The sequence below is a fragment of the Pandoraea sp. 64-18 genome, assembly GCF_001899225.1.
Taxonomy (GTDB): domain Bacteria; phylum Pseudomonadota; class Gammaproteobacteria; order Burkholderiales; family Burkholderiaceae; genus Pandoraea; species Pandoraea cepalis.
This window is the reverse complement of record NZ_MKVU01000013.1, coordinates 177,490-204,356: the sequence shown is the minus strand read 5'-3', so window position 1 is coordinate 204,356 and position 26,867 is coordinate 177,490. Positions and strand designations below refer to the sequence as shown.

Sequence of the window (26,867 nt, the reverse complement as noted above, 5' to 3'; positions counted from 1 at the left end):
TGGTCGTTGGCGCGGTTCACAGCCATTTCGATTTACCCGCCGACAAGCAGACCGCGCGGCTGTTACGGGCGATTGACCACCCGCACTTCAGCATCCTCGCACATCCCTTTGCTCGTTTGATCGGCGAGCGCGACGCTTGCCGGTTCGACGCCGCCCGCGTTTTCCAGGCGCTTGCCGAGCGCGGTGCTTTCGTGGAAGCCAACGCACAGCCGCGCCGGCTGGACCTGTGGGACACCGGCTGCCGGCTGGCGAAGTCGATGGGTGTGCGGGTGAGCATTGCCTCGGACGCGCACCGCACGGCCGACTTCAACCATCTGGCGTTGGGCCTCATGCAGGCCAGACGCGGCTGGCTCGAGGCCGCCGACGTCCTCAACACCCGCCCGCTGTCCCGGCTGCGCGCCATGCTCAAAAAGACAATGTAGCCGTGGCGGGCGGTCGTCTGCCCTGAGCCCCATACACGAAGATCACGCCGATTTGCGCCATGTCATGGCACGCCGTGCGCAGATGGCTATAGTGAACCTGGCCCGCGCCGACAACGGCGGCGCATTGTCGAATTCGATGGGAGCGAGAGATGAACGACATTCGGACTGAATTCATGAATCACCGTCAGACCTTGGTCAACGACGCTGAGGCCCTCCTTGCCGATATCAAGGCGTTGCTGCGTGATATTGCCGACGAAGCCAATCCGGCGTCCGACGAAGCGCGTCCCGCACTCACTGCCAGGCTTCAGCAACTGACCGCACAGCTCGATACGCTGCGCACAACGAGCCGGCAGCGCGTGTCGGGATGGGCGCGAACCACGGACCATTACGTGCACGACCATCCCTGGCAGAGCGTAGCGGCCGCGGCATCCATCGCCGCGTTGGCGGCCGTCGCGGGCGCGGTGGTGGCCCCCATGATCGCTCGAGGCCGGCGTACGCCGTCGGATGCCGACCTGCGCCTTTGATGGGAGACCCACGATGGAAAGCCGCAAAAACCCGGGACTTGGCGCGTTGGAGACGCTGATGGATACGGAGGAAAAACGCATTCAAAGCGTGATGGCCACCACCGAATCGCCGCTCGGCGAACGCTCGGCATCGGAGCCCCACGACGACGCCGACCTCGCGAACGAGGAAACCGCCGAACGCGTGCAAGATGCCATGCTCGATCGCTTTCGCCAACAGCTCTCGGATATTGAAGCGGCGCGGGATCGCATACGCCGTGGCGAATACGGCATCTGCATCGATTGCCGCCAGAGTATTCCGTATGCCCGGCTGAAGGCGTATCCGACGGCGAAGCGATGTGCCGCTTGTCAGCATCGCCACGAGCGACTTTTCGCGATCGATCACGCGAGGTGACCGGCGTGCGCAGGGGCGCTCGCCGCCGCGCGCTTGCCCTCCTGGCCGGCGGGCTGATGGGCTTGATGTGTGCTGGCATCACGAATGCCGCCCCCGCGCAACATGACGTCCTGATTCTCGTCTATCACCGCTTCGCGGAGCGCGTCACCGATTCGACCACGGTGCGCACGGAGACCTTCGAGTCGCAACTGCGCTTTTTCGAAGAGAACGGCTATCGGGTGGTACCGCTGGCCGACGTCATCGCCTGGCATGCCGGCGGGCAGGACAACCTGCCGCCGCGCGCACTCGTCCTGAGCGTGGATGATGGCCACCGGTCCGTCTACGAGGTGCTGTGGCCGATGTTGAAGGGGCGCTCGGTACCCGTCACACTCTTCGTCTACCCGTCGGCCATCTCCAATGCGTCCTATGCCATGACGTGGGATCAGTTGCGCGCGCTTGCGCAATCGGGGACTTTCGACATCGAGTCTCACACCGAATGGCATCCCAATTTCAAGACAGAGCGCGCGCGGCTGGCGCCTGCGGCTTACCGGCGCTTCGTGCACGATCAGCTTCGCCGTTCCCGCGATCGGATCGAGGCCGAACTGCATCGGTCCGTTCGTCTACTGGCGTGGCCGTTTGGCATTTACGATACTGAATTAGCGGCCATGGCGCGCGACGAGGGCTACACGAATGGGTTCTCTCTCGATGCCAAACCCGTCACGCCGCAGTCGAATGCCATGGCGTTGCCGCGATACCTCATGACGCAGCACTGCGGCATGACGTGCCTGCGCGGCATGTTGCGCAATGCACAAACGCATCATGATTAGCCGATGGATCGTCTGGAGCCTTTCGCTCCTGTGCCTGCAACCCGTGCCGCCGGCCACGGCCGACACCGTCGCAGCGACGGTCGTCGATGTGGCGACCCGCGAGCCGATTGCGGGCGCGACGCTCGTGAGCGGGGACCGCGCCTGGATAAGCGACCGCAAAGGCGAGATCGTGCTCCCCGATATGGCGCCGGGGGCGCCGATGGCCGTCTCGGTGCGCGCGCCGGGGTATGCGAGAGTGCAAGCCTCGCTGCGCGGGGGAGGTCGCGCGAGCGTTGCCATGACGCGCATCCACCCCAAAGCCGTCTATCTCTCCGTGTACGGCATCGCGAGCCGTGCATTGCTCGATGCCGTGCTGGCGTTGCCCGAACGTAGCACCATTAACGCGCTTGTCATCGATGTCAAAGGCGATCGCGGCATGACGCCGTATCGCAGTCCTGCGCGGGAAGGCATCGGTGCGCAGGCGCATGTGCCCGCGAATACGCCACGGGTCAAGGATCTGCCGGCACTGGTGAAATCGCTGCACGATCGCGGCCTGTACCTCATTGCCCGCATCGTGGTCTTCAAGGACGATCCTTTGGCGCGGGCCCATCCGGAGTGGGCGGTGCGCGATGCCGAGGGCAACGTGTGGCGTGACCGCGAACAGCTCCGATGGATCGATCCGACGATTTCCGCCGCATGGACGCACAATCTTGACGTCGCCGAGGAGGCGGCGCGCATGGGGTTCGACGAGATCCAATTCGACTACCTGCGATTCCCGGACGCACCCGGGTTGCAATTTCATGAGACCAACACCGCCGAACATCGGGTCGGCGCCATCACCGGCTTCCTGAGCGCTGCGCGCGAGCGTTTGCTGCGCTATAACGTCTACCTGTCGGTCGATATCTTCGGCTACGTCTGCTGGAACCTCAACGACACGGCGATTGGGCAGCAGCTCGAAACCCTCGCCGAGCAGGTCGATTACGTGTCCCCCATGCTCTACCCGTCGGGATTCACCCGGGGACTTCCGGGATCCGACCCGCCGACCGACCATCCGGGTGAGATCGTGTCGCGCTCTCTCGCGCAGGCGATGCGCCGCACCGGATTGCCCGGCGTGCGTTTCCGCCCCTGGCTGCAAGCGTTTCGGGACTATGCTTTCGATCGTCGTAATTTCGGCGCGGCCGAGATTCGTGCCCAAATCGATGCGGCCGAGGCGGCGGGGACCGACGGGTGGATGTTGTGGAATCCGCGCAATCGATACGACCCGATGACCTTGCCGCGCTGAAGGCGCCGCGTGTGCCGATGGTCCATGCGAGAGGGACCTAGGCGCTCGCATGACGAGGCGTCGCGAGAGATGTCGCGCCATTTGATCCAGGCCAAGTTCTCGCGCGCGCAACCGCTTACTGTATCTATATCTGGCGGGCACTCATGGCGAGTCGCGTTGATGTCGACCGCCTGGCATGTCCCGGTGGCGTCTGCGGCGGACGCACATTCGACACGAGCCTGCGCCAGCGTTTCAAGGAGTCACAACATGAAAGTCAGAGCTAGGTCTGCCATGGTCCGGCCCACAAGGTGGGATCGTTTTCCGGACGAGCACGTCCCCGACAGTTACAAGCAACCCTCAGCGTCCCCCGCACTCGCGGCTTGCCCGGTGTGTCACGCCGTCTACCTGCGCGGGCATTGGCAATGGCGCGCCGTCCCGCCCGATGCGGTCACCGTCACTTGCTCGGCCTGTCATCGCAGCGCCGACGGCGTGCCCGCGGCCCGTCTGGTACTGGATGGCACCTTCGAGGCCGCGCATCGACAGGAAATTCTCGGTCTGGTGAATCACCGCGCGCAGCGGCTGCACCGCGAACATCCGATGGAGCGCGTGATGGCGATCACGTCGGACGAGGACGGTACGGCGATCACGACCACCGGAATGCACATTGCGCGCGATATCGGCAATGCCATTCACCATGCGTATGGCGGGAAGCTGGATCTCGACTACGGGCACGCGGAATCGGAACTTCACGTGCGCTGGCATAGATCCTGACGCAGGCGCCATCCCCATGCCGGTCATTCACGATTCGGCGTCGACGGTCTGCGATGCGGTGCTGGCGGATCGCTATCTTGCGCCGGGGGAGGCGGCGCGCGACGACGTCTTCCGACGGGTAGCGCGCGCGCTGGCCCAGGCCGAGCCACCGGATCGACGTCGCGATGCGGCACGGCACTTCTACGGCAACATGCTGCGGGGCGCGATCGGCGCGGGCCGGATCATGGCCAACGCGGGCACCGGCAAAAACGCCACGATGGTGAACTGCTTCGTGCACCCGATCGTCGGTCCGGACGTGCCCGTGGCGCGTCAGAGCGACATCGCGCGCGCGCTCGCGCAGGCCACGACGACCCTGCGCATGGGCGGTGGTGTCGGGTACGACTTCTCGTCAGTGGCGCCCGCCGACGCACTGGTGTGTGCGTCGGATCATGGCACAGGCGATGTTTGCGACGTTATCGATCGGTTCGATCTGGCCTGCCAGTCGTTGGCCTTGACCGATACGCGCGGCGGTGCGCAGATGGCGGTGTTGCGCTGCGATCACCCCGATCTGGACGAATTCATCAATGCCAAGCGCGGACGCCGGCGCTGGGCGACATTGAATGTGTCGGTGGCGGCGACCGCCGAGTTCATGCACGCCGTTGCCCGCGATACCGAATGGCGGCTTCAGCATCGTGCGGCCCCCAATCGGCAACGACTGGCGGCGGGCGCGCATTTGCTCGATAACGGCAACTGGTGCTATGCCAGGGTCCCCGCACGGCAATTGTGGGCGCGGATCGTCGACGCAGCCCACGGAAGCGCCGAGCCGGGCTTGCTGTTCATCGACACGATCCGTGAATCCAATGACCTCGCCGACATCGAATCGATTGCCGCGACGAATCCATGCGGTGAACAACCGCTCCCGGCGTGGGGGAGTTGCGTGCTCGGTCCGATCGATCTGTCGCGGCGAGTGAAGCATCCGTTCGGCGTGGGGGGAATGCCGGCGTTCGACTTTGCGGGTCTGGCACGGCTCGTCCATGTCCAGGTCAGAATGCTCGATAACGCAATCGACGTCACGCGATGGCCGTTACCGGAACATGGACACGAAGCCCGAAGCAAGCGAAGGATCGGCGTGGGCGTCACGGGGCTGGCCGATGCGCTGACGATGATGCGTGTGCGTTACGACGCGCCGCAGGGTAGGGACCTCGCCAGCGCCATCGGGCGATGCCTGCGCGACAACGCTTATGCGGCGTCGGCGGCATTGGCGCGCGAGCGCGGGGCGTATCCGCTGTTCAGCGGCGAGCGCAGCCTGTCGACGGGAAGCTTTGCGTCGGCGTTGCCGGATGCCGTGCGCGCCGAGATTGCGCGTTATGGGCTGCGCAATAGCCATCTGCTGTCGATAGCCCCCACAGGCAGCGTCAGTCTGGCGTTCGGCGGAAACTGCTCAAGCGGTATCGAGCCGGCCTTCGCCTTGGCGTACCAGCGTCAGTTGCGCTTGCGGCATCAGGCACCGCGCGCATACCGTATCGAGAATCACGCCTACCGACGCTTCCGTGCCTTGTGTGGCGAGTCGGCGGCATTGCCGGACTACTTCGTCACGGCCAGTCAGGTGAGCGGCGACGATCACCTGCGCATGGTGGCGGCAATACAACCGTTCATCGATGCCGGCATCTCGAAGACGGTGCTGGTCGCCAGCGGGGTGTCACGCGAGCGCGTCGGAGATCTGCTCTATCGTGCGTGGCAATTCGGACTCAAAGGCGTGACGATTTTCCGGCCTGAGCCTGGTGCGGACGAGGTGCTTTCGGTGTTGCCGGCGTCGGCAGGGCGCCCGGCATGCTTTTGCTGAGCGACACTGAATGAACCGAATGCGCTAACGGTGCAATCCGCGGCCCGGAGCCCGCTGCGGCTTCGCCGCTCGTTGACCCGTATCAAGGCCGACCGAGATCGACTGCCTATGCTCGAAGCAGCCGGGCATGACAGCCCGCCATCGGTCTTTCGAGGGTTCCCACGATGAATGAGGCCAAGCTTCCTGCGTACGCCGTCGTGCGCAATGCATCTCCTGTCCCGCTCGCCAGTGAGTCACTGCCGCTCATAACGCTGCCGCCGCCGAGTCTCGAAGGCGGCGCCAGCTTGATGATGTCACTGGCACGTCGCAAGAGCGTGCGAGACTTTGCGCCGACCGCGCTTTCCCGCCAGCAACTCGGCGATCTGCTGTGGGCGGCGGACGGCGTCAATCGCGCTGATACCGGCGGGCGCACTGCGCCGTCGGCGCGCGGCGTGAACGAGATCGACGTGTACGTCGCCCTGCCCGAAGGCGTGTATCGCTATGACCCGGCGTCGCACCAACTGCACCTCAAGCATGCCGTCGATGCGCGCAATCTCACCGGCTACCAGGACTTTGTCGGTCAGGCGCCGCTCGATCTGGTGTACGTAGTCAATCACGCCCGCGCCGACGCGTTTCCTCAGTCACAACGGGATTCGTTCGCCGGCATCGCCGTGGGCGCGATTGCGCAGAACGTGTCGCTGTACTGTGCGTCAGCCGGACTGGCGTGCGTCGTGCGCGGTTGGTTGAATCATCGAATGCTGGCCAACGCCATGTCGCTCAACGAAGACGAGATACCGGTGCTGGCCCAGACGGTGGGCCATCCGAGGGTGACGGGATAACGCAAATCCGTGTCGCTGGCGTTGCTGGGCGGGGAAGCGGCGAGCGGATGCGTTTGACATCGGTCAACACGGCGCATGCGCCAGCGACCATGCTTGGCTCATGGCAGTCGCACACCTTGGCCGGGAGACATCCCACGAGCTGCCATGCACCTTTGCGAGAGCCGTCATGTCAAAAAACATCGTCAAAGTTATCGAAGTGCTCGCCGAATCCCCCAAGAGTTGGGAGGATGCGGCGACGAAAGCCGTCGCCGCGGCCCAAAAGTCCCTTCGCGATGTCAAATCCATCTACATCGAGGACTTTTCGGCCGAGGTGGCCGACGGCAAGATCGTCAACTATCGAATCACCGCAAAGCTGAGTTTCAAACTCGAGTAGTGGCAGGGCGAGCTTGCCTGGACGACCTCCGGCCTCACGCTGCCAGCCTTTTATCCCCAACCAGATAGGGGCGCTCGGTGATTCGCTGCGCTGCGGAGGCGGGCGCGGGCGCGATCTGGAACTCGGTTACGGCCTCTTGCAGGCGCGTTGCCTGCTCCTCCATGGACGAGGCGGCGGCGGCAGCCTCTTCGACCAGGGCGGCATTCTGTTGCGTCACCTCATCCATCTGCGTAACGGCACGGTTGACCTGTTCGATGCCCCGGCTTTGCTCGCTGGAGGCGGCGGAGATCTCGCCCATGATGTCGGTGACTCGCTTCACTGCCTGGACGATGTCCGTCATGGTCTGGCCCGCTTGCCCGACCAGCACCGAGCCTTCGCGGACTTGCTGAGCGGAACTCTCGATCAACGCCTTGATTTCCTTGGCGGCGGCAGCGCTGCGCTGGGCGAGGGTTCGGACTTCGCCGGCCACCACGGCGAAGCCGCGGCCTTGCTCGCCGGCGCGCGCCGCTTCCACGGCGGCATTCAGGGCAAGAATGTTCGTCTGGAACGCGATGCCGTCGATCACGCTGATGATGTCGACGACCTTGCCCGAACTGTCCGAGATGCCGTGCATCGTGCCGACGACCTGTCCGACGACATTTCCGCCGCGCTCTGCGATTTCCGAGGCATTCACCGCCAGCGCGCTGGCCTGCCGCGCATTGTCGGCATTCTGCTTGACCGTGGCGGTGAGTTGCTCCATGGACGATGCCGTTTCCTCCAACGACGCCGCCTGTTCTTCGGTACGCGCCGACAGATCGGTGTTGCCGGCGGCGATCTGGCGTGCGGCCGACGTGATCGATTCGGTACCGCCGCGAATACGGTCGACCGTGGACGAGAGGCTTTCCTGCATGGCGCGCATGGCGGCAAGCAGGCTGGTGGTATCGCCGGGCTGCGTTTCGATCGTCATGGCAAGATCGCCCTGGGCAATGCGCCCGGCAATCTCGACGGCGTAGTGCGGCTCTCCGCCCAGGCTCTTCTTGATGTTGCGAATGATCAACAACATCGCCGCCGAAACAATGGCGCCGAGCACGACCAGCAGTCCGGCCCATTCGGCGAGAGAGCGGTAAAAGGCGTCGTTGATGTCGTCGGTGTAGACCCCGCCTGTAATGCACCAGTCCCACGGCGCGAAGTATCCGACACGGCTGATCTTGCCAACCGGCTTATCGTGACCAGGCTTGGGCCATTGGTAAGTAAAGTACCCCCCTCCGGCCCGGCCGACGTTGGAGATCTCCCGGAACACGTATTGGCCCGACGAATCTTTGAAGTCGGAGAGGTTCTTGCCATCCAATTCCGGCTTGATGGGATGCATCACCACGTTGGCGTGGGTGTCGGAAATGGAGAGGTAGCCACTGTCGCCAAAGCGCATGGCGCGCACTTCGGCGATCGCATCGCGCTGCGCTTCGGCTTTGGTGAGCGTGCCTTTGTCGGCAGCATCTGCATATCTTTTGATCACGCTGGTCGCGGAATCCACGACGTTCTTGAGGCCGAGTTCGCGCTCCGCGAACATGGTCTGACGCGTGTTGATCGAGCCCCAGGCGCAAATGACCAGGAGGCTGATCCACATCAGGCCCAAGGCCAACAACAGTTTGGTGTTCAGGGTAAAACGGTGCACGACTACCTCCAGGACTGGCAGTGGGGGACAAGAGGTTGACTTTGGGAGCGCGGCATCGCGATGGCGCGCCACGAATGGCGGACGCTTTGCAAGTCAGTTGGCCGACACTCTATCGACAGGTGACGCAAACGTCTGCGGGTGTTTTCGCTCATAGACTGAATTGCCGGGGGCGCGGACATCGCCTAAACGCGTGGCGATGTCCGTTCACGAACACGCCAGATTGGCAAGACGACGCATGGACTGGATAGGTCAGTCAACCGTCTGCGGACTTTTGGGGGGATAGGCTGACGTCGGCGCGCTATCGCTGCTTTCTACACTCAGGTCGATCTTCATCGCCGTTAGGCGTAGGAGAAGAGCAAACGCGTTCGGCGCCTGCGTTCGTCGGCGATCTTGGTTCGGCGTCACGCCTGCGTTGCCTGGTTCCGCAACCATTCGAGAAATGCAGCAACCGCCGGTCGCTTCGCATGGCGCACAGGATAGACGGCAAAATGCGCGTGGACGCTGATGCACATGTCGATACCGAAAACGGGTTTGAGCTTTCGTTCCTTGATATGCCGCCCCGCGATAGTCGTGCTCTCCAACGCGACACCGAGACCCTGGGTCGCCGCGTCCAACGACATTTGAGCTCTGTCAAAACGCACGGGAAATTGATCCGGTGCTCGCGCGGACGAGAACGCCCCGAACCAGTCCGACCATTGAACAATGCTTACATTGCTTCGAATGAGTCTGGTGCCCAACAGATCCTCCGGCTTTCGAAGTCGGTATTCCCGAATGAATTGCGGACTGGCGAGCGGAACGACTCGCTCGGTAAACAGCGGTTCGACCTGTAACCCAGGCCAATTCGGCACGCCATATCGTATGTCGATGTCGACTTCGCCGAGTTCAAAGTTGCTTGGCGTATGCGCCGCGGACAGATTGAAGGAAATCTCGGGGTAGGCCTTTGCAAATCCATTCAGCCTCGACATCAGCCATAGGCTGGCGATGCTCGGTGCCGAGTGAATATAGAGACTGTTGCTCACACCCTGCCTTACATCCATCGACGCTGCGGTGATGGCCGATAGCGCCCCTTGAATCCGCGCCAGATAGCTTTCGCCTGCCGTGCTGATATGAACGCCGTGCGCGCTCCTTTCAAACAACCGAACGCCCAAATACGCTTCCAGCCGCGCCACCTGGTGGCTCACGGCAGACGCCGTGAGGTGTAGTTCCGCTGCCGCCAGGGCAAAGCTCTTGCGTCGGGCGACAGCCTCGAATGCCTGAAGGTTGGTGACCGGGGGAAGGGCGGTCATGTCGAAGGTCACCTCTAAGATGATGAAACGTCACTTTAGCATGATGATACTTCGCTTGTCGTCAGCTCACGATGGAACGAATATTCCAGCACAAATCAAGAAAAAGAGTTGGAGACATGCGGCAGGGCAGTCATGGCCCGTGCAGCAAGCGCAGCATGTTCGCATTGTCTCCAGCGCGCTTTTTCAGGCACGAACTTTACTGGAGACGTGTTTTATGCTGCTGAAAGACAAAGTCGCCGTCATCACCGGCGCAGCGGGCATCAATGGCCTGGGGTTTGCCACGGCACGCTTGATGGCGTCCCACGGCGCAAAAGTGGTTTTACTCGATCTGGCGCAGGCCGAGCCTGAAGCCGCCGCATCCCGCCTTGGCGACGAGCATCTCGGAATGGCGGTGGATGTGACCGACAAAGCCTCGTGCGACGCCGCCATCTTGGCCGCCCGTGAACGATTTGGCCGCATTGACATTCTGGTGAACAACGCGGGTATCACCCAGCCGGCGCGAACCGTCGATATCACCGGAAGCGACTACGACCGCATTCTCGACGTCAGCCTTCGGGGCACGCTGTATATGTCCCAAGCCGTCATCCCCACAATGAAAGCGCAGAAAAGCGGCTCCATCATTTGCATCTCGTCCGTGTCAGCGCAGCGCGGCGGCGGGATCCTGGGGGGGCCTCACTATTCCGCGGCCAAGGCGGGAGTTCTCGGCTTGGCACGCGCAATGGCGCGCGAGCTGGGTCCCGACGGTATTCGCGTCAACAGTGTTACGCCCGGTCTGATCGGGACCGACATCATCAAAGGCAAGTTGACCGAGGAGAAGAAGTCGGAAATCGCGGAGACGATTCCGCTGGCTCGCCTCGGGCGCGCGGAGGATATCGGCGGCGCGTGCATCTTCCTCGCGAGCGACCTCTCGTTGTACTGCACCGGCATCACGCTCGACGTGAACGGAGGCATGTTGATTCACTAAACCGGGACGATCCGGCGCTGACTATATCTATCAAGGAGACTGCCATGAACAAACCGGAGAACACCAAGAAGGGCTATTCGCGACGTCAAGTCCTGGCGATGGGAGCGGCGCTCCCCCTGTTTTCCATTGCCACGCGGCCGGCCAATGCCGCCGAATTTACGTACAAGTTTGCGACTGGCCAAGATCCGACGCACCCCGTCAATAAGCGGGCCCAGGAAGCGATCGACCGAATTCGGAACGCGACGGACGGGCGCCTGGAAATCAAGCTGTTTCCCTCCAACCAATTGGGATCCGATACCGATCTGATGTCACAGATTCGCAATGGCGGCGTCGAATTCTTTAATCAAGCCAGTGTGGTTCTGTCGACTCTGGTACCGGCGGCGGGCATTGTGAACGCAGGCTTCGCCTTCCATGACTATAACGAGGTCTGGAAGGCGATGGACGGCCCGCTCGGTGCCTATGTTCGTGCGCAAATCGAAAAGGTCGGCTTGGTCGCGGTGTCAAAACCGTGGGACAACGGATTCCGTCAAATCACGACCTCCACCCGAGCCGTCAAGACCCCCGTGGACCTGAAGGGCCTGAAGCTTCGCGTGCCGGCCGCGCCCATGCTGACATCGCTCTTCTCCGCATTGGGCGCAAGCCCTACCCCGATCAACTTCAACGAAGTGTATTCGGCGCTGCAAACGAAACTCGTTGAAGGCCAGGAGAACCCACTGGCCATTATCACGACGGCGCGACTCTACGAAGTTCAGAAGTACTGCACCATGTCGAACCACGTGTGGGATGCCTATTGGATCTTGGGGAATCGTCGCGCGTTCGAACGGCTACCGAAGAATATTCAGGAGATCGTGCGGCGCGAACTTGACAAAGCCGCGACCGACGAGCGGGCGGATATCGCTTCACTCAGTGTGTCTGCACGCACCGACCTTTCGTCGAAAGGGATTCAAATCATCGAGCCGGACAAGCAGGCGTTCAAAGAGGCCTTGATAAAAGCGAACTTCTACAAGGATCTGCGCGCCAAGTTCGGTGATGACGCATGGAAGTTGCTGCAGAACAGCGTTGGGGGTTTGGGATGAGCACGATCTCCATGGGGCCGCCTATCGCCGGGAGACAATCTCTCTCGCTGAGGCTAGAGAAGTGGCTAGGGTATGCCGTCGAGATTCCCGCTGCGGCACTGGTCGTGGGTGAAGTGGTGGTGCTTTTTGTCGGCGTCATTTCACGCTTCGTCTTCGACAACCCGATCCCGTGGACCGACGAGTTCGCATCGATCCTCTTTCTTTGGCTGGCCAATCTGGGGGCCGCCGTGGCATTGCGCCGAGGCACGCACATGCGCACGACGGTGATCGTGGGTCGGCTGGGCGGCCGGGCAAGGGCATGGGCGGAGGCATTGGCCATCGCGGCGCCCTGCGTCATGTTGCTTCTGCTGATCGGACCGATGATCGAGTACGCGCAAGGCGAATGGTTCGTGCAGACGCCTGCACTGGGATGGCCCAACACGATACGTGCGGCGGCCGTGCCGGCGGGTGCGGTGCTCATGATCGGCATCTGCCTGCTTCGTCTCGCGCGCCAGCGATTGATCGACTTCGTTGGGGTCACGCTGTGTATCGCTGCATTTTCGGCCGCGCTTTACTTCAGTTCGGACTGGCTGATGAGCATCGGGAACTGGAATCTTCTTATCTTCTTCGGTCTAGTGCTCGCGGTGTCGGTGCTGCTTGGGGTACCGATCGCTTTCTGCTTCGGACTGGCGACGGTCGCATTCCTGCTCACTGTGACTGACAGCCCGCTGGCTGTGGTGGCCGGGCGAGTGGACGAAGGCATGAGTTCGTTGATTCTTCTCGCCGTGCCGCTATTCATCTTGCTCGGCCATCTGGTGGAAATGACGGGGATGGCCAAAGCGATGGTCGATTTCCTCGCCTCTTTGCTCGGGCACGTGCGCGGTGGTTTGAACTATGTGCTTCTTGGCGCGATGCTGCTCGTCTCGGGAATTTCCGGGGCGAAGACCGCGGACATGGCCGCAGTCGCTCCCGTGCTTCTCCCTGAAATGAAGCGCCGAGGGAATGACGAAGGTGAGCTCATCTCGCTGCTGGCCGCTTCGGGCGCGATGGCCGAGACGATTCCGCCTTCACTGGTCCTCATCACGATTGGCTCGGTTGCCGGCGTCTCGATTTCTGCGCTATTCACCGGTGGCATCCTGCCGGGTGTCGTGCTCGCTCTCTTGCTGGCACTGATCACACGTTATCGGAGCGCAGAGGTCACGGAGGGATTCAAACGAGCGCCGGCGAAAGTGGTCCTTCGCTCGTTGGTCGTTGCGCTTCCAGCGCTTGTTCTACCGATACTTATCCGTACCGCGGTTGTCGAGGGCGTCGCTACCGCCACCGAAGTTTCAACGATCGGCATCGCTTACGCGGTTGTCGCGGGATTGCTCGTCTATCGCAAGTTCGATTGGCGACGCCTGTATCCGATGTTGGTCGACACTGCGGCGTTGGCGGGCGCCATTCTGTTCATCATTGGCACCGCGACGGGGATGTCCTGGGCATTGACGCAGTCAGGGTTCTCGCACAGCTTGGCCGAAGCCATGACGAGCGTGCCCGGCGGGAAATACGGTTTCCTCCTCGTTTCTATTGCTGCGTTCGTGGTTTTGGGAAGTGTGTTGGAGGGCATTCCCGCGATGGTGCTCTTTGCGCCGCTCCTCTTCCCGGTCGCCAGAGCCGTCGGCGTCCACGAGGTCCACTACGCGATGGTCGTGATCCTATCCATGGGCATTGGCTTGTTTGCTCCGCCGTTCGGCCTCGGCTACTACGCCGCATGCACGATCGGGCGCGTTCATCCGGATGTTGCCGTCAAACGGATCTGGCCGTATTTGGGCGCGCTATTACTCGGACTACTTGTCGTGGCGTTTGTGCCTTGGTTCTCCACGGGCTTCCTGTAATCGACGACCGAAACTGCAATCTCAGTACTCAAGGAATACGTATGTCTGAAACTTTGGCGAACCTGCGCGAGAGCGCATATCGAATCCGTCGCTTCGCGTTACGCATGGGCGAAGTGCAGGGGCAAGGCTATATCGGTCAGGCTCTGGGCTGGGCAGACGTATTGGCAGTCGCCTACCGACATGCCATGAACCTGCGCCCGGCTGAGCCGGAGTGGGAGGGCCGAGACCGCTTTCTGTTATCCCACGGGCATTACGCGATTGCACAATACGCTGCCCTGATCGAGGCCGGCATCCTGCCCGAAAGTGAGCTCGAAACTTACGGGAGCGATGACAGCCGTCTGCCGATGTCGGGCATGGCGACCTATACGCCCGGCATGGAAATCTCTGGCGGGTCCTTGGGCCAAGGGCTGGCGATCGCCGTCGGCATGGCGTTGGCACTGCGGCACAAAGGCAACTCGGCGTTTGTATACAACTCGATGTCGGATGGCGAACTGGACGAGGGTGCAACGTGGGAAGCCGCGATGGGTGCGGCCCATCAGCATCTCGCCAATCTGATTTGCCTCGTAGACATCAACAATCAGCAAGCCGACGGCCCCTCGGGCAAGGTGATGGGGTTTGAGCCGTTGGCGGACAAATGGGCCTCGTTCGGATGGCATGTGCAACGCGTCGACGGCAACGACCTGGCCGCCGTGACACGCGCATTCGATGCCGCGCGTCAGGTCACGGAGCCGAAGCCTCGCGTGATCCTATTCGACACGCTGATGGGGCGAGGGGTACCGTTTCTGGAGCAGCGCGAGAAGAACCACTTCATTCGTGTGGACGCACCGGAATGGCAACAAGCCCTGAACGTTCTGGACCAGTCATTCAGTCAAGGAAACCAAGCATGAATACCGTCGCCGAGAAGAAGCCGCGTCTGACGACGTCGGCGATGATCGCATCGATTGCAGCAGAAGGCCAGCGCGTGAAGGCTGCGCCGTTTGGTAAGGCGTTGGTGGAATACGCCGCCGATCGCCCCAACATCGTAGGCCTGACGGCCGATCTGGGGAAATACACGGACCTGCACTTATTTCAAGCTGCCTATCCCGAGCGATTCTTTCAAATGGGCATGGCGGAGCAACTGCTCATGGCCGCCGCAGGGGGCATGGCCAAGGAAGGGTTGATCCCGTTCGCCACCACATATGCGGTATTTGCGACGCGACGCGCATACGACTTCATCCATCAAGTGATTGCCGAGGAAAATCTCAACGTAAAAATCTGCTGTGCGCTTCCCGGCTTGACGACCGGCTACGGGCCAAGCCACCAGGCCACGGACGATATTGCCATGATGCGCGCAGTCCCCGGGCTGACCATCGTCGACCCGTGCGATGCCTTGGATCTCGAGCAGGCTGTTCCACAAATTGCAGAACATCCGGGGCCAGTCTACATGCGATTGTCGCGCGGCAACGTGCCGCTCGTCCTCGATGAATACGACTACATATTCGAGTTGGGCAAGGCAAAGCGGCTTCGTGACGGTAACGACGTTCTTGTCATTTCGAGCGGGTTCATGACCATGAGAGCGCTCGAAGTCGCGAAGGCGTTGGAAGCCGACAATATCGGCGTTGCGGTCTTGCACTGCCCGACCATCAAGCCACTTGACGAAGCCAGCATTGTCGCAGAGGTCACGAGGAAGAATCGCTTGGTCGTCGTAGCGGAAAATCACTCCGTGGTAGGTGGGTTGGGTGAAGCGGTGGCCGGGACGCTTTTACGCAAGGGGGCGCACCCGCCCGGATTCCAGTTGGCCGGTCTTCCCGACGCATTTCTGGACGCCGGAGCGCTACCGACCTTGCACGACCGTTACGGCATCAGTGTGGAGACATTGAGCGCTCGAATCAAAGGCTGGTTGAAATAGCGAATAGTCTGGGGGCGAGTGCTTCGACGCTCCCCCTGATTGTGCCGCACGAGGCGTTGGCGTCGAATGCGTTCAACACGAGGTTCCCGAAGGCGTCACGAATTACGCCGACGGGCATTCCGCCGTGGGCAGGCTGAGTCGGCGAGGGCTACCGCATTACTTCGCGATCGCGCCGCTCAGCAGATGCGCCTGGGCATAAGGAAACACGATGTCCGGATTCGGACGAATCAGCTTCGTGTCCTTGCCGGCGTAGTGCAGGCGCGTGAGCAGGTCCTTGATGACATTGAGGCGCGCGACCCGCTTGTCGTCGGCGCTGACCACATTCCACGGCACGCTGTCGTTCGTACGGGAGAACATCTCGTTTCTCGCCTTGCTGTATTTCTTCCACAGCGCTACCGCTTGTTCATCGATGGGGCTGACCTTCCACTGCTTGAGGGGGTCCCGACGCCGCGACGCAATGCGCCGCTGCTGCTCGTCCTTGGTGATGTCGAGGTAATACTTGATAAGGCGTATTCCCGAGCGCACCAGCATGCCTTCAAATGCCCCGACGCTCGACATGAATTCTTCATGCTCCGTCTTGGTGCAAAACCCCATGACGTGCTCGACGCCTGCGCGGTTGTACCAACTGCGATTGAACAGCGTGAATTCGCCGGGGGCGGGGAGTTCGGCAACGTACCGCTGGAAGTACCACGAGCCACGTTCGCGGTCGGAGGGCTTTCCAAGCGCGACCACGCGTGTCTCCCGCGGGCTCAGATGTTCGACGATCCGTTTGATGGTGCCGTCCTTCCCGGAGGCGTCGCGCCCCTCAAAGATCACCAGAATTCTTTCGTTCACATGACTGAGGAAGTGCCGCTGCAGCTTGACCAGTTCAATTTGCAGCAAACGCAGCTCCCGCTCGTAGTCGTCCGCCGTGACGGAACTGACCTCCGCCTCGTCAGGATGATCGCGTGTCTTCGTCTTCATGCGGGTGCCCCGATTCGCGCTGCACGGACACCACGGGCCCCGACGGCCTCGTGGGCGATAACTGAGTCACCTTTTCGGACAGCAGGAGCTCAAGCTCGCTGCGGCCTACGACTTCCTGGACAAGGAGGCGTTTAGCCAACGCGTCGAGCTTGGGGCGACAGGCCTGAAGCGTTTGTCGCACCCGGGCGCTGGCCTGCGCCAGAATCGTCCGAACCTCCGCGTCGATCAGTCGCGCGGTTTCCTCGCTGCACGCCCTGCGCTCGTGCGGCATCATGCCGATGCCGTTGAAGAGCGGATTCGGCATATCCTCGTAAGTGGCCAGCCCAAGCGGCTCGCTCATGCCGAACTGGGTAATCATCTGGCGCGCAATATCCGTCGCGCGCTGTAGATCGTTCTGGGCCCCGGTGGACACGTCGCCGAAAACAATCTGCTCAGCCATGCGCCCGCCGAGCAGCACGTCGAGCCGGTCGAGCAGCTCACTTTGCTTGAGCAGATAGCGATCCTCGGTAGGTGTCTGCTGGGTATAGCCGAGCGCCGACACGCCACGTGGAATGATGGACACCTTCGACACGCGGTCGGCATGGGGGCGCATTTCCGCCACAATGGCGTGACCGGCTTCGTGGTAAGCGATGGTCTCCTTCTCCTGGGCGTTCATCACGCGATTTTTCTTTTCCAGGCCACCGACGATGCGGTCCAGCGCCTCGTCGAAATCGACCATTTCCACCGCATCCTTACCCTTGCGGGCGGCCAGCAGCGCAGCCTCATTGACGAGGTTGGCGAGTTCGGCACCCGCGAAGCCGGGGGTGCGCGCCGCGAGCACGGACAACTCGACGGTGGGCGCCAGGACGACGTGCCTGACGTGAACCTTGAGAATTTGCTCGCGACCCTTGAGGTCGGGGCGGTCCAGCGCAACATGGCGGTCAAAGCGCCCGGGGCGCAACAGCGCCGGGTCCAGAATCTCGGGCCGGTTGGTTGCCGCCATGATGATGACGCCCTTGTTGGTATCGAAGCCATCCATCTCGACCAACAACTGGTTCAGCGTCTGTTCGCGTTCGTCGTTGCCCGTAAAAGTGCCAAGGGCACGGGTCTTGCCGAGCGCGTCGAGTTCATCGATGAAGATGATGCAGGGGGCCTTGGTTTCGGCCTGGTTGAAGAGGTCACGAACTCGCGCCGCCCCGACGCCGACAAACATCTCCACGAACTCCGAGCCACTGATGCTGAAGAACGGGACCGCCGCCTCGCCCGCGACCGCCTTGGCCAGAAGTGTCTTGCCGGTGCCGGGGGCGCCAAGCAGCAACACCCCCTTGGGAATCTTGCCTCCGAGGCGCCGGTAGCGGTCGGGATCTTTCAGGAAGTTGACGATTTCGGCGAGTTCGTCCTTCGCTTCGTCGATGCCGGCGACATCGGCGAAAGTCACGCCAGTCTCTTGCTGCATGTAGACCTTGGCCTTGCTCTTTCCGATCTCCATCATGCCCCCCGCGGCGCCGCCGACGCGCTTGATGAGGAAGCTCCAGAAGGCAAAGAACAGCGCAGCGGGGACAATCCAGGACAGCACTGCGCCGATCCACTTGTTGTCGGCCTGGCCGACGAAGCGCACCTTTGCGGCTTCGAGTTCCTGGACCAAGGCGGGGTCATTGACGCGGATCGTCGAAAAGGCATGCTCGCCCTTTCCCTGATGCTGCATCGCGTCAGCCTGGGGTTTGGGGAGCAAATTCTCGATGCCGTCGGTATTGAGCGTCCCCGTGATGGCGCCTTCGCCGAGCGTAATGTTCTTGAGCTTACCCGCTTTCAAAAGCACCTTGAAATCGCTGTACGGCAGCGTCTCGACGTCCGAAGGGGAAATGAAACTCTGAAGGATCAGCATCGCCGTGACGGCCGCGAGCAGGTACCAAAGGGAAAACTGTTGGCGTGTTTCCATGGAATCCTTCCATCTTGCGGTCAGATTCATCATAGTCAGCGCGCCAAGCGCACCGCTTGACGGAGGTCAAGCCCCGATCTCGCCTGTCGCGGCGCATGTCGCCTGGCGTGGCTCACCTGGGGCACTCGCCGTCTCCGTCATGGAGATGCCGACGTTTGACACGCGTCAATGTGAGCGGGTGGGAAGCGGCGATAGTGAATAGGTTCGCCCCGGGAGGTCAACGTGAAATGGCATCTGGCCGTCAAAGGCTTGTTTCCGGCGCTGCTGCTTTGCCTGTGCCTTGGGGCAAGTGCCGAGGTGGGCATCCCCCCATTGACAGCCCGAGTCACCGACCTGACCGGTACATTGACCCGCGAACAGACGGCCGCCCTGGAGCAAAAGCTGCAAGCCTTCGAGGCCGCAAAGGGCAGTCAGATCGGGGTGTTGATGGTACCGACCACGCAATCCGAAGACATTGCGCAGTACTCCATCCGCGTCGTCGAACAATGGAAGCTCGGGCGCAAGGGCACGGATGACGGTGTGCTGCTGATTGTCGCCAAGGATGACCGGCGAGTGCGCATCGAGGTCGGCTACGGTCTCGAGGGCGTGCTCACCGACGCCATCAGCAACCGGATCATCAACGAGGACATCGTTCCACGCTTCCAGCAAGCCGACTTCTATGGCGGCGTGACCGCTGGCGTCGAACGCATCATGAGTGTTGTCAACGGCGAGCCGCTACCGCCGCCGAAGCGCGCCAGCGATGAGGGAAGCGGCTCGGTGCGCGCCTTCCTGCCCGTCCTTCTGGTGCTCACGCTCGTCCTCGGCGGCGTGCTTCGATCGATCCTCGGTCGTGGCCCCGGCGCCGTCGCCACGGGCGGTGTTGTCGGCGTCATCGGCTGGATTCTGTCGGGCACCGTCGTCCTGGGTGTGCTCGCCGGCGCGATCGCACTTTTCTTTACGATGTTTGGCGGCTCCCATCTCGGTTTCAGGGGGATCGGTGGCATGGGGGGCTTCGGCGGGTCAGGGCGAGGTGGATTCGGTGGCGGCGGCGGTGGATTCGGCGGCGGCGGCGCCTCGGGGAAATGGTGATGCCAAACTTCCGGCGCATGGGGCGACACCTGCTGATGACGCATTGGAAAGTCGGGCAAGCCTTCCCGCGCAAGGCGCTGCAGGCGATCGAGCGGGCCATCTCGGCGGGCGAAGCCAGCCATATCGGTCAGCTCTGCTTTGTCGTGGAGGGGGCGCTGAGCTGGGCCGGATTGCTCAAGGGGCTCACCGCCCGCGAACGTGCCATCGAAGTGTTCTCCCAGCAACGCCTATGGGATACCGAACACAACAATGGCGTTCTGATTTACCTGCTACTGGCAGACCGCAGCGTCGAGATCGTGGCAGATCGCGGCATCCATCAAAAAGTCGGGGCGAGAGAGTGGAACGCCGTGTGCCGGCAGATGGAAGCCGCTTTTCGGAAAGGCGAATACGAAGCCGGGGGCATCGCCGGCGTCGAGTCCATTGGTCAGCATCTGCGGCAGCACTTCCCGGCACGGGACGTCGGCACGAACGAGCTGAGCGACAAGCCGGTGGTGTTGTAACGGGGCGAGGGAGCGGCGTTATGCGCTCGGTTGACGCGGAAATAGCAAGCTGAAGGTGGTTTTGCCCTCCGCGCTCACGACCTCGACCTTGCCGCGGTGAAGTTCCACGATGGATTTGACGATCGCCAGGCCGAGCCCCGTGTTTTTCGCGGATCCGTGGCGAGACGGATCGACGCGATAGAAGCGCTCGAAGATTTTCTCGATATGCTCGGGGGCAATACACTCCCCGTGGTTCGTCACGCTGACGACGGTCTGGCGCGTGGATTCACGTGCACAAAGCGTAATCGCAGTGCCGGCAGCGGCATGCGTCAGTGCGTTTGACACAAGGTTGCTCACGGCACGGCGAAACATGCCCGCGTCCGCCCAGATGCGGGCGTCTGCCTCGACTGCGATGTCCACGCCAGCCTCCTCCGCCAACCCCTGAAAGTAAGACGCGAGCCTGCGCAGTTCGCTTTGCGCATCGAGCATGCCGAGCGCCAAGTGCTGTGTGGCATTGTCGGTGCGAGCGAGGAACAGCATATTCTCGGTCATGCGTTGGAGCCGCTCGCATTCTTCGATGTTGGAGTCGATCAGCGCCTCGTATTCTTCGATCGTGCGCGTGCGCGATAGCGTGATTTGCGACGAGCTGATGACATTGGCAAGTGGCGTGCGCATGTCGTGCGCGAGATCGGACGAGAATTGCGAAAGTCTCACAAACGCGCGCTCCAGCCGGTCCAGCATCCGATTGACAGACAGTGCGATGTCCTGAAGTTCCAGCGGTGCGCCCCGAATGTCGAGTCGCTCGCCGAGGTTATGCGCTTCGATGCGAGAGGTCTGGCGACCGATGCTCCTGATCGGCCGGAACCCGCGTCGGGTAACGGCATACCCCAGTATGCCGACCAGCACCGCCCCGGCGGCCATCGCGAGAAGTACGTCAATGCGGTATCTGTCGAGGAGCGATCGGCGATCGGACGCGGCGCGCACGAGCGAGACACGAACCGTGTCGCCCCCCGGCAACACCTCCTGCCCGGTGATACATCGCGACAGGCCGATCCCCGCGGGCTCGCACGTATAGGCCACGCCAAACGCGCGGTGCGACGTCGCAACCGGCAACAGGTCCACCGCGTCCGCGTCTGAGTGTTCCACCAGCGGCGTGTTCTTCTCGTCAAAGATGCCGAGATAAACCCCGGGGTGAGACAGCAGCACCTCGTGGAAGAGCGTGGGATTGGACCGAATCGCAGCCATCGACCCCTGATCGCGAATGAGCTGGAGGAACTGGTTCAGCTTGCCGGTAATTTCGATGTCGTCGCGCCGCTGCAGCTCCGTTGCCAACGAATCATAGAGGAACGTGCCCACCAGGGCGAATACGGTAATGGCGACCGTCGAAAACGCCACCGTGAGACGACGCAGCAGGGAGTAGGGTCTGCCGGCCACGCTCACGAACGATCCTCGAGTACGTAGCCCATACCACGAACCGTGTGCAGCAGCTTGTTCTCGAATGTGCTGTCGATCTTGGCTCGCAGCCGCTTGACGGCGACATCAACGACGTTCGTGTCGCTGTCGAAGTTCATGTCCCATATCTGCGAGGTAATGAACGTTCGCGTCAGCACCTCGCCCTGGCGCTCAGCGAGCAACTGGAGTAGAGAAAATTCCTGCGCCGTGAGCTCGACCCGGAACTGCCCCCTGCGGACCCGGCGCTTGATAAGGTCGATCTCCAGATCTGCAATGAGCAGTGTGTCTCGCACGCTACGCGGCGCACGTCTCAGGAGCGATCGGATCCGCGCCAGGAATTCGGCATAGGCGAACGGTTTTGACAGGTAGTCGTCGGCGCCCAGCTCCAGACCGGTCACCTTGTCATCCACGGTGTCTCGCGCGGTCAGCAGAAGCACCGGCGTGGGCTTTTGCATCCGCAGGCGCTTGAGAACTTCGAAGCCATCCAGTTCGGGGAGCATGACGTCAAGGACGATCAGGTCGAAATCTTCGTGCAGCGCGAGGAACAGGGCTTCTTTGCCGTTGTTCGCTGTGTCGACCGTATAGCTTGCCTCCGTCAGGCCCTTCCTGAGGTAGGCGGCCATTTTGGGCTCGTCTTCGACTATAAGTATGCGCATATCAAAAATGGGCGGACACGCGGCCGATCCCGCACAGGCAGTGGGTGAGCGTCAGCCGCAAGCGAGGCATTATCCCATGCCGGACTTGGGCATCCGGCGCTCATGCCTGACCTTCGTCCCGTTCATTCGGGGCTCAACGTGCCGAGCGCCGCGACCACAGCGAGAATTGCCGTGGCAGCGTTGGCTTCGATAAAGAGACTTCGGCGCAGCGCGGATATCGCCCCCTGGTAATCCCCGCTTTGTACCCGGATCTCGAGCAAAGGCGCCAGATGATAGCGATTCGCTGCCGCGAGGCCAAGCATCAGGCCAAAGAGCGCCAACTTCACGACGAGCAACTGCCCATAGGAGGTGGTGAACAGACCGCTCAACGTGGGACCGACGATCATGCCGTAGTTGATCAGGCCGGTGGCGACGAGCGTCACGACGATCATGGCGCCGACGACCGCAAAACTGTTCAGCGTTCGGCTCAACAGCGCGATGCGCGCTTTCGGTGTGGAATGACTGACGCGCAGTAGCAGCCCAAAGGCCGTCAATGCGCCGACCCATCCGGCGGCGGCAATGAGGTGGAAAACGTCGGACGTGAGGTGGAGGATGCCTTTATCTCCCTCGTCCATCACCCCGTGGCCGCCCCAGGCAAGCGTAATCAGCGCAATCCCACCCGAGACGGTTGCCACAGCAAGCGCGGTCGTAGGGCGGCGTGCGAGGGCGAGCAAGGCAGCAAAACATGCCCCCAGGGCAGCGATGCGAACCAGCCACGCCGCCCCGAAGGCTGTACCGGAAATCAGCATCGAAATCGCGTGCGCCCCGATCGAAGCGTAATCGGACGCCCCGGTCATGGCTTTGCCCATCACGATCATGCTGCCGACAGACAACGCCATGCCGACGGCAACCAGCATCGCGAGCAGCGCGCGCAGCGGCCTCGCGAAATACGTGGAACGTCGTTCATGGCGCCGCAATGCGTAAAGACCGAAGAGCGGCAATCCAAAAAGCAGCATGAGATCCAGGTAGAGCGCGAACCGGACGGCGATGTTGATCCAACCATCCATGCCGATCACTTCACCGTGAACATGAGCTTGCCGGTCACCGGATGCGTGTCGGAAGAAATGGCGCGCCAATCGACGCGATAGGTGCCGGCCGGCAGGGGTTGCGACGGCGCGATGACCATGACCTTGGGATCGTCGCTGCCCGACACTTTCGCGGCAACGCGCATCGGCGCATGGCTGGACATGCCCGGCATGCCCGTCATGACGAGCGCCGCGCCGGAAAATTGCGTCATCAGGTTCTCGGAAAAATGCAGCTCGATCTTTTCGGGGGAAGCGCCTTCGGCGTTGTCCTGCGGCGTCGAGGACAACAGCTTGGGATGCGCATAGGCGACCGAGGCAAGGGCCGCCGTGGTGGCGATCACCGCGAGACGAGAGGCAACGTGTCGAAGATTCATCGGTAACTCCGTGGGTAATTTGGGGGTGAGAATTAGGGGGACGAACGTCGTGCGTCGGGCGCACGAACGTCGACATCAGAACCAGGCGCGAACGCCTGCGACAAAGGACACTTCGCTGCGTCGCTGGCCCTCTTGTTCTGCGAAACGCGCCGTATTTCCGTAGCTTCGGTCCCAGTTGACGCCGATATAAGGGGCGAACTGGCGATCGAGTTCATATCGCAGGCGCAAGCCGAGCGAGGTGGACGACAGGCCCGCACCGATACCCCGGCGCGCATCGTTCTTGCCGTAGATATTGATTTCCGCAGTCGGCTGAAGCACCAGGCGATTGGTAATGAGCAACTCGTACTTGCCCTCCAGCCTGGCGGCGGTCTGCCCGGCCTGCCCGACATAGGCGGTTGCCTCCACATCGAAGTTGTACAGCGCGAGTCCCTGCAGGCCTAACGCGGCCCACGTCTGGGAACGTCCCGGCTTGAAATCGTGGCGAACGCCACCGACCACATCCCACCACGGACTGATCGCATGGCCCCAAAGTGCCTGGATCTCCGCGTCCTCCAATCCATGCTCCGTCCGCTTGCCTTCCGAACGGATCCATAAGCGGTCGATATCGCCGCCCACCCAGGCGGTCCCTTCCCAATTCAGCGCGTTGCCACCGCCGGCGTGTTGCCACTCCAGTTTGTCGAACAGCACCAGGTAGTTGATCTCCGTGTCGCCCATGTCGTGCATGTGTCCGCCATGGAATACGGCGTTGCGATCCGCGTCCGTGAGCGGCGGCACCGGAGATGCGGTCGGGGTCGATGCGGTGGGTTGCATGGGTTGAATCTCCACGTCTCCCGAGGCGGCCTCATCGTGCGTGTGCGCCGGCGAGGCCACCGACTGCGCAAGGGCAGGAACGGCATGTCCGAAGGCGGCCGCCAGGCCGAAGACCACGGCGGTTCGCTTGAGGGTCCGCGGGATCGTCGATGTCATCGGCTTATCCATTCGCATCATTCTTCCACGCGCACTTCGCGAAACATTCCCGTCTCCATATGGAAAAGCAGGTGGCAGTGGTAGGCCCATCGTCCAAGGGCGTCGGCCGTGACGCGATAGCTTCGCTTCGACCCGGGGGCGATGTCGATCGTGTGCTTGCGCACCATGAACTTTCCGTCCTCGTCCTCCAGATCGCTCCACATGCCATGGAGATGAATCGGGTGCGACATCATGGTGTCGTTGACCAGCACCAACCTGACCCGCTCGCCGTACTTGAGGTGAATCGGCTTCGCGTCCGCGAACTTCACGCCATCGAACGACCAGGCAAACTTCTCCATGTGGCCGGTCAGGTGCAGTTCGATCGTACGCGTCGGTTCGCGTCCGTCGGGATCGGGAAATGCGCTCTTGAGGTCCGCATAGGTCAGCACGCGTCGTCCGTTGTTGCGCAGTCCGATCCCTGGATCCGAGAGTCGTGGCGTGGGGCTCATGGCTTGCGCATCGACCAGTGGATTTCCGTTCTCCGTTGCGGGATGCGATTGCATCGCCCCCATTCCGGACATGGCGCCGTGATCCATGCCGGACATGCTTGCCGCTGCGCTGGTGGTCGATCCCGACATGCTGTCCATGCCCGGCATTGCCGCTGGATCCGTGGCAGGCGTGCCGTCCATGGTCTGCAGGGTTTCACCGCTCATGCTCGACATATCCATGCCCGGCATGGCGTTGTGATCCGTGGCAGGCGTGCCGTCCATGGTCTGTATCGCCCCGTCGCCCGTGCTCGACATGTCCATGCCGGGCATTGCGCCGTGATCCATGCCACCCATGCCCATGTCGTCCATCGTGAGCAGCGGGCGTGGGTCAGGGGAGGGCACCTCGGCCGCCATGCCTTCGCGCACGGCCAGCGTGCCGCGGGCAAAGCCCGTTCGATCCATCGACTGGGCGAAGATCGTATAAGCCGATGCGTTTGCCGGTTCGACGATTACGTCGTACGTTTCGGCGACCGCAATCCGGAACTCGTCCACGCTGACCGGATTGACGTATTGACCATCGGCAGCCACGACAGTCATCTTCAAGCCGGGGATTCGCACGTCGAAATAGGTCATGGCCGACCCATTGATAAAGCGCAGGCGAATGCGCTCGCCCGGGCGAAAGATGCCCGTCCAGTTCCCGTTGGGCGCCTGGCCGTTCATCAAATACGTGTACGTGTAGGCGCTGACGTCTGCCAGATCGGTCGGGCTCATGCGCATCTCGGCCCACATCTTTCTGTCGGCGATCGTCGCGCTCCAGCCTTGGGATTTGACGTCGTGAAAGAAGTCCACGATCGTGCGCTGGTGAAAGTTGTAGTAGTTGGACTGCTTCTTGAGCTTTGCCTTGACTCGCCGCGGGTCCTCATCCGTCCAGTCGGAGAGCATGACCACGTAATCCCGCTCGTACTTGAACGGCTCGGGGTCCTTCGCGTCGATGACCAAAGGGCCGTACACGCCCGTCTGCTCCTGCATGGCCGAATGACTGTGGTACCAATAGGTGCCGTGTTGCTTCACCGTGAAGCGATAGGTGAACGTTTCGCCTGCGTCGATACCGTTGAAGCTCAGCCCCGGCACCCCATCCATGTTGCTCGGCAGCAGGATGCCATGCCAGTGAATGGACGTCTGCGCCTGAAGCTTGTTCGTGACGCGCAGGGTGACGTCATCGCCTTCGCGCCAGCGCAGAATCGGGCCGGGCAGGGTGCCGTTGATCAGCGTGGCGGTTCGTGCCTGGCCGGTAATGTTGATGGGGGCCTGACCAATATCGAGATCGAACTGGGTGCCCGCGAGCACATTGGGCTGGCCCGGGCTCGAAATCGCCCAGACGGGGGGACGCCACAGTCCAAGCCCGCCAGCAAGACCGGCGGCCCCCAATCCCTTTACGAAGGTTCGTCTGCCGAAATGGGTTTGCATGTATCCGTATCCGAATGTCTCGACAACGCCATACGGCGCAATGTCCCTCAGTCGGTACCGCGGTCTTCGCCCGGTCGGTACCTTGTGGTATGGGGCAAGATTATCCGG

At 62.1% G+C, this 26,867-nt stretch carries 26 protein-coding genes; 16 read left to right on the top strand and 10 right to left on the bottom strand.

From position 1 onward, the window contains the following. The 9 genes from BGP02_RS11920 to BGP02_RS11880 form a co-directional block, all read left to right on the top strand. Positions 1-422: PHP domain-containing protein (locus BGP02_RS11920; RefSeq protein WP_502688479.1), on the top strand; the 422-nt coding region annotated here is incomplete at its 5' end. Positions 423-595: 173 nt separating this feature from the next. Further along, a complete protein-coding gene (locus BGP02_RS11915; RefSeq protein ID WP_232424650.1) occupies positions 596-946 on the top strand; it encodes an ElaB/YgaM/YqjD family protein in 351 nt (116 codons plus the stop codon). Between the two features lie 13 nt (positions 947-959). Further along, positions 960-1,337 (top strand): TraR/DksA family transcriptional regulator, encoded by a 378-nt coding sequence (locus BGP02_RS11910; protein ID WP_286798579.1) that lies wholly within the window; start codon positions 960-962, stop codon positions 1,335-1,337. After that, complete coding sequence (locus tag BGP02_RS11905) at positions 1,334-2,143, top strand: polysaccharide deacetylase family protein (RefSeq protein ID WP_286798578.1); 810 nt, start codon at positions 1,334-1,336, stop codon at positions 2,141-2,143. The genes BGP02_RS11910 and BGP02_RS11905 overlap by 4 nt, the downstream gene beginning before the upstream one ends. Continuing rightward, positions 2,136-3,404: a putative glycoside hydrolase gene (locus BGP02_RS11900; protein WP_026132037.1), complete on the top strand. Its 1,269-nt coding sequence runs from the start codon at positions 2,136-2,138 to the stop codon at positions 3,402-3,404. Before BGP02_RS11905 ends, BGP02_RS11900 begins: the two co-directional genes overlap by 8 nt. A gap of 246 nt (positions 3,405-3,650) precedes the next feature. Beyond that, a complete protein-coding gene (locus BGP02_RS11895; protein ID WP_268567809.1) occupies positions 3,651-4,154 on the top strand; it encodes a BCAM0308 family protein in 504 nt (167 codons plus the stop codon). Positions 4,155-4,170: 16 nt separating this feature from the next. Continuing rightward, a complete protein-coding gene (locus BGP02_RS11890) occupies positions 4,171-5,976 on the top strand; it encodes an adenosylcobalamin-dependent ribonucleoside-diphosphate reductase (protein ID WP_286798577.1) in 1,806 nt (601 codons plus the stop codon). Positions 5,977-6,140: 164 nt separating this feature from the next. Next, complete coding sequence (locus BGP02_RS11885) at positions 6,141-6,794, top strand: nitroreductase family protein (protein WP_261938587.1); 654 nt, start codon at positions 6,141-6,143, stop codon at positions 6,792-6,794. Positions 6,795-6,960: 166 nt separating this feature from the next. Beyond that, a complete protein-coding gene (locus BGP02_RS11880; RefSeq protein WP_017234467.1) occupies positions 6,961-7,167 on the top strand; it encodes a dodecin family protein in 207 nt (68 codons plus the stop codon). Positions 7,168-7,201: 34 nt separating this feature from the next. Here the strand turns inward: BGP02_RS11880 and BGP02_RS11875 are convergent, their stop codons facing one another. Continuing rightward, positions 7,202-8,818, bottom strand: coding sequence for a methyl-accepting chemotaxis protein (locus BGP02_RS11875; RefSeq protein ID WP_017234468.1), 1,617 nt, complete (start codon positions 8,816-8,818; stop codon positions 7,202-7,204). Between the two features lie 401 nt (positions 8,819-9,219). After that, a complete protein-coding gene (locus BGP02_RS11870) occupies positions 9,220-10,104 on the bottom strand; it encodes a LysR substrate-binding domain-containing protein (RefSeq protein WP_261938588.1) in 885 nt (294 codons plus the stop codon). 214 nt (positions 10,105-10,318) lie between these two features. Here BGP02_RS11870 and BGP02_RS11865 point away from each other — a divergent pair, with 214 nt between their 5' ends. The 5 genes from BGP02_RS11865 to BGP02_RS11845 are packed head-to-tail and all read left to right on the top strand — an operon-like array spanning position 10,319 to position 15,885. Then, positions 10,319-11,068 (top strand): SDR family NAD(P)-dependent oxidoreductase, encoded by a 750-nt coding sequence (locus tag BGP02_RS11865; RefSeq protein ID WP_286798576.1) that lies wholly within the window; start codon positions 10,319-10,321, stop codon positions 11,066-11,068. 44 nt (positions 11,069-11,112) lie between these two features. After that, positions 11,113-12,144, top strand: a complete 1,032-nt coding sequence (locus tag BGP02_RS11860) for a TRAP transporter substrate-binding protein (RefSeq protein WP_261938589.1) — start codon at positions 11,113-11,115, stop codon at positions 12,142-12,144. Then, positions 12,141-13,997 (top strand): TRAP transporter large permease, encoded by a 1,857-nt coding sequence (locus tag BGP02_RS11855; RefSeq protein WP_261939869.1) that lies wholly within the window; start codon positions 12,141-12,143, stop codon positions 13,995-13,997. Before BGP02_RS11860 ends, BGP02_RS11855 begins: the two co-directional genes overlap by 4 nt. A 41-nt stretch (positions 13,998-14,038) precedes the next feature. Then, complete coding sequence (locus BGP02_RS11850; protein ID WP_261938590.1) at positions 14,039-14,884, top strand: transketolase; 846 nt, start codon at positions 14,039-14,041, stop codon at positions 14,882-14,884. Then, positions 14,881-15,885 (top strand): transketolase family protein, encoded by a 1,005-nt coding sequence (locus BGP02_RS11845; protein ID WP_261938591.1) that lies wholly within the window; start codon positions 14,881-14,883, stop codon positions 15,883-15,885. The genes BGP02_RS11850 and BGP02_RS11845 overlap by 4 nt, the downstream gene beginning before the upstream one ends. A 156-nt stretch (positions 15,886-16,041) precedes the next feature. Here BGP02_RS11845 and ppk2 read toward each other — a convergent pair whose 3' ends face one another. Both ppk2 and ftsH read right to left on the bottom strand, forming a co-directional pair. After that, positions 16,042-16,848, bottom strand: coding sequence for a polyphosphate kinase 2 (gene ppk2, locus BGP02_RS11840; RefSeq protein ID WP_261938592.1), 807 nt, complete (start codon positions 16,846-16,848; stop codon positions 16,042-16,044). Then, on the bottom strand, positions 16,820-18,766 hold the full coding sequence (gene ftsH, locus BGP02_RS11835; protein WP_268567807.1) for an ATP-dependent zinc metalloprotease FtsH: 1,947 nt from the start codon (positions 18,764-18,766) through the stop codon (positions 16,820-16,822). Before ftsH ends, ppk2 begins: the two co-directional genes overlap by 29 nt. 222 nt (positions 18,767-18,988) lie before the next feature. Here ftsH and BGP02_RS11830 point away from each other — a divergent pair, with 222 nt between their 5' ends. Then, on the top strand, positions 18,989-19,834 hold the full coding sequence (locus BGP02_RS11830) for a TPM domain-containing protein (RefSeq protein WP_286798575.1): 846 nt from the start codon (positions 18,989-18,991) through the stop codon (positions 19,832-19,834). Beyond that, positions 19,828-20,334, top strand: a complete 507-nt coding sequence (locus BGP02_RS11825) for a TPM domain-containing protein (protein WP_268567805.1) — start codon at positions 19,828-19,830, stop codon at positions 20,332-20,334. Before BGP02_RS11830 ends, BGP02_RS11825 begins: the two co-directional genes overlap by 7 nt. A gap of 18 nt (positions 20,335-20,352) precedes the next feature. On the opposite strand, the gene BGP02_RS11820 is transcribed toward BGP02_RS11825, so the two are convergent. The 6 genes from BGP02_RS11820 to BGP02_RS11795 all read right to left on the bottom strand — a co-directional run bounded on the left by BGP02_RS11820 (position 20,353) and on the right by BGP02_RS11795 (position 26,759). Beyond that, positions 20,353-21,747: a heavy metal sensor histidine kinase gene (locus tag BGP02_RS11820; RefSeq protein ID WP_286798574.1), complete on the bottom strand. Its 1,395-nt coding sequence runs from the start codon at positions 21,745-21,747 to the stop codon at positions 20,353-20,355. A gap of 2 nt (positions 21,748-21,749) precedes the next feature. Next, the gene (locus BGP02_RS11815; RefSeq protein ID WP_286798573.1) at positions 21,750-22,421 is read right to left on the bottom strand and encodes a heavy metal response regulator transcription factor; all 672 of its coding nucleotides are present in this window, start codon (positions 22,419-22,421) and stop codon (positions 21,750-21,752) included. Between the two features lie 122 nt (positions 22,422-22,543). Then, positions 22,544-23,467: a copper homeostasis membrane protein CopD gene (gene copD / locus BGP02_RS11810; protein WP_286798571.1), complete on the bottom strand. Its 924-nt coding sequence runs from the start codon at positions 23,465-23,467 to the stop codon at positions 22,544-22,546. 5 nt (positions 23,468-23,472) lie between these two features. After that, the gene (copC, locus tag BGP02_RS11805) at positions 23,473-23,859 is read right to left on the bottom strand and encodes a copper homeostasis periplasmic binding protein CopC (protein ID WP_150549852.1); all 387 of its coding nucleotides are present in this window, start codon (positions 23,857-23,859) and stop codon (positions 23,473-23,475) included. A gap of 75 nt (positions 23,860-23,934) precedes the next feature. Beyond that, a complete protein-coding gene (locus BGP02_RS11800; RefSeq protein ID WP_286798570.1) occupies positions 23,935-24,825 on the bottom strand; it encodes a copper resistance protein B in 891 nt (296 codons plus the stop codon). A gap of 17 nt (positions 24,826-24,842) precedes the next feature. Next, positions 24,843-26,759 (bottom strand): copper resistance system multicopper oxidase, encoded by a 1,917-nt coding sequence (locus tag BGP02_RS11795; RefSeq protein ID WP_268567802.1) that lies wholly within the window; start codon positions 26,757-26,759, stop codon positions 24,843-24,845. Between the last annotated feature and the right edge of the window lie 108 nt (positions 26,760-26,867).

Bases quoted from the DNA above. Each gene is read 5' to 3' on its own strand.
- BGP02_RS11915 (WP_232424650.1), top strand. From the start codon at position 596: ATGAATCACCGTCAGACCTTGGTCAACGACGCTGAGGCCCTCCTTGCC.
- BGP02_RS11910 (WP_286798579.1), top strand. From the start codon at position 960: ATGGAAAGCCGCAAAAACCCGGGACTTGGCGCGTTGGAGACGCTGATG.
- BGP02_RS11900 (WP_026132037.1), top strand. From the start codon at position 2,136: ATGATTAGCCGATGGATCGTCTGGAGCCTTTCGCTCCTGTGCCTGCAA.
- BGP02_RS11895 (WP_268567809.1), top strand. From the start codon at position 3,651: ATGAAAGTCAGAGCTAGGTCTGCCATGGTCCGGCCCACAAGGTGGGAT.
- BGP02_RS11890 (WP_286798577.1), top strand. From the start codon at position 4,171: ATGCCGGTCATTCACGATTCGGCGTCGACGGTCTGCGATGCGGTGCTG.
- BGP02_RS11885 (WP_261938587.1), top strand. From the start codon at position 6,141: ATGAATGAGGCCAAGCTTCCTGCGTACGCCGTCGTGCGCAATGCATCT.
- BGP02_RS11880 (WP_017234467.1), top strand. From the start codon at position 6,961: ATGTCAAAAAACATCGTCAAAGTTATCGAAGTGCTCGCCGAATCCCCC.
- BGP02_RS11870 (WP_261938588.1), bottom strand. From the start codon at position 10,104: ATGACCGCCCTTCCCCCGGTCACCAACCTTCAGGCATTCGAGGCTGTC.
- BGP02_RS11865 (WP_286798576.1), top strand. From the start codon at position 10,319: ATGCTGCTGAAAGACAAAGTCGCCGTCATCACCGGCGCAGCGGGCATC.
- BGP02_RS11860 (WP_261938589.1), top strand. From the start codon at position 11,113: ATGAACAAACCGGAGAACACCAAGAAGGGCTATTCGCGACGTCAAGTC.
- BGP02_RS11855 (WP_261939869.1), top strand. From the start codon at position 12,141: ATGAGCACGATCTCCATGGGGCCGCCTATCGCCGGGAGACAATCTCTC.
- BGP02_RS11850 (WP_261938590.1), top strand. From the start codon at position 14,039: ATGTCTGAAACTTTGGCGAACCTGCGCGAGAGCGCATATCGAATCCGT.
- BGP02_RS11845 (WP_261938591.1), top strand. From the start codon at position 14,881: ATGAATACCGTCGCCGAGAAGAAGCCGCGTCTGACGACGTCGGCGATG.
- ppk2 (WP_261938592.1), bottom strand. From the start codon at position 16,848: ATGAAGACGAAGACACGCGATCATCCTGACGAGGCGGAGGTCAGTTCC.
- ftsH (WP_268567807.1), bottom strand. From the start codon at position 18,766: ATGGAAACACGCCAACAGTTTTCCCTTTGGTACCTGCTCGCGGCCGTC.
- BGP02_RS11825 (WP_268567805.1), top strand. From the start codon at position 19,828: ATGGTGATGCCAAACTTCCGGCGCATGGGGCGACACCTGCTGATGACG.
- BGP02_RS11815 (WP_286798573.1), bottom strand. From the start codon at position 22,421: ATGCGCATACTTATAGTCGAAGACGAGCCCAAAATGGCCGCCTACCTC.
- copD (WP_286798571.1), bottom strand. From the start codon at position 23,467: ATGGATGGTTGGATCAACATCGCCGTCCGGTTCGCGCTCTACCTGGAT.
- copC (WP_150549852.1), bottom strand. From the start codon at position 23,859: ATGAATCTTCGACACGTTGCCTCTCGTCTCGCGGTGATCGCCACCACG.
- BGP02_RS11800 (WP_286798570.1), bottom strand. From the start codon at position 24,825: ATGACATCGACGATCCCGCGGACCCTCAAGCGAACCGCCGTGGTCTTC.
- BGP02_RS11795 (WP_268567802.1), bottom strand. From the start codon at position 26,759: ATGCAAACCCATTTCGGCAGACGAACCTTCGTAAAGGGATTGGGGGCC.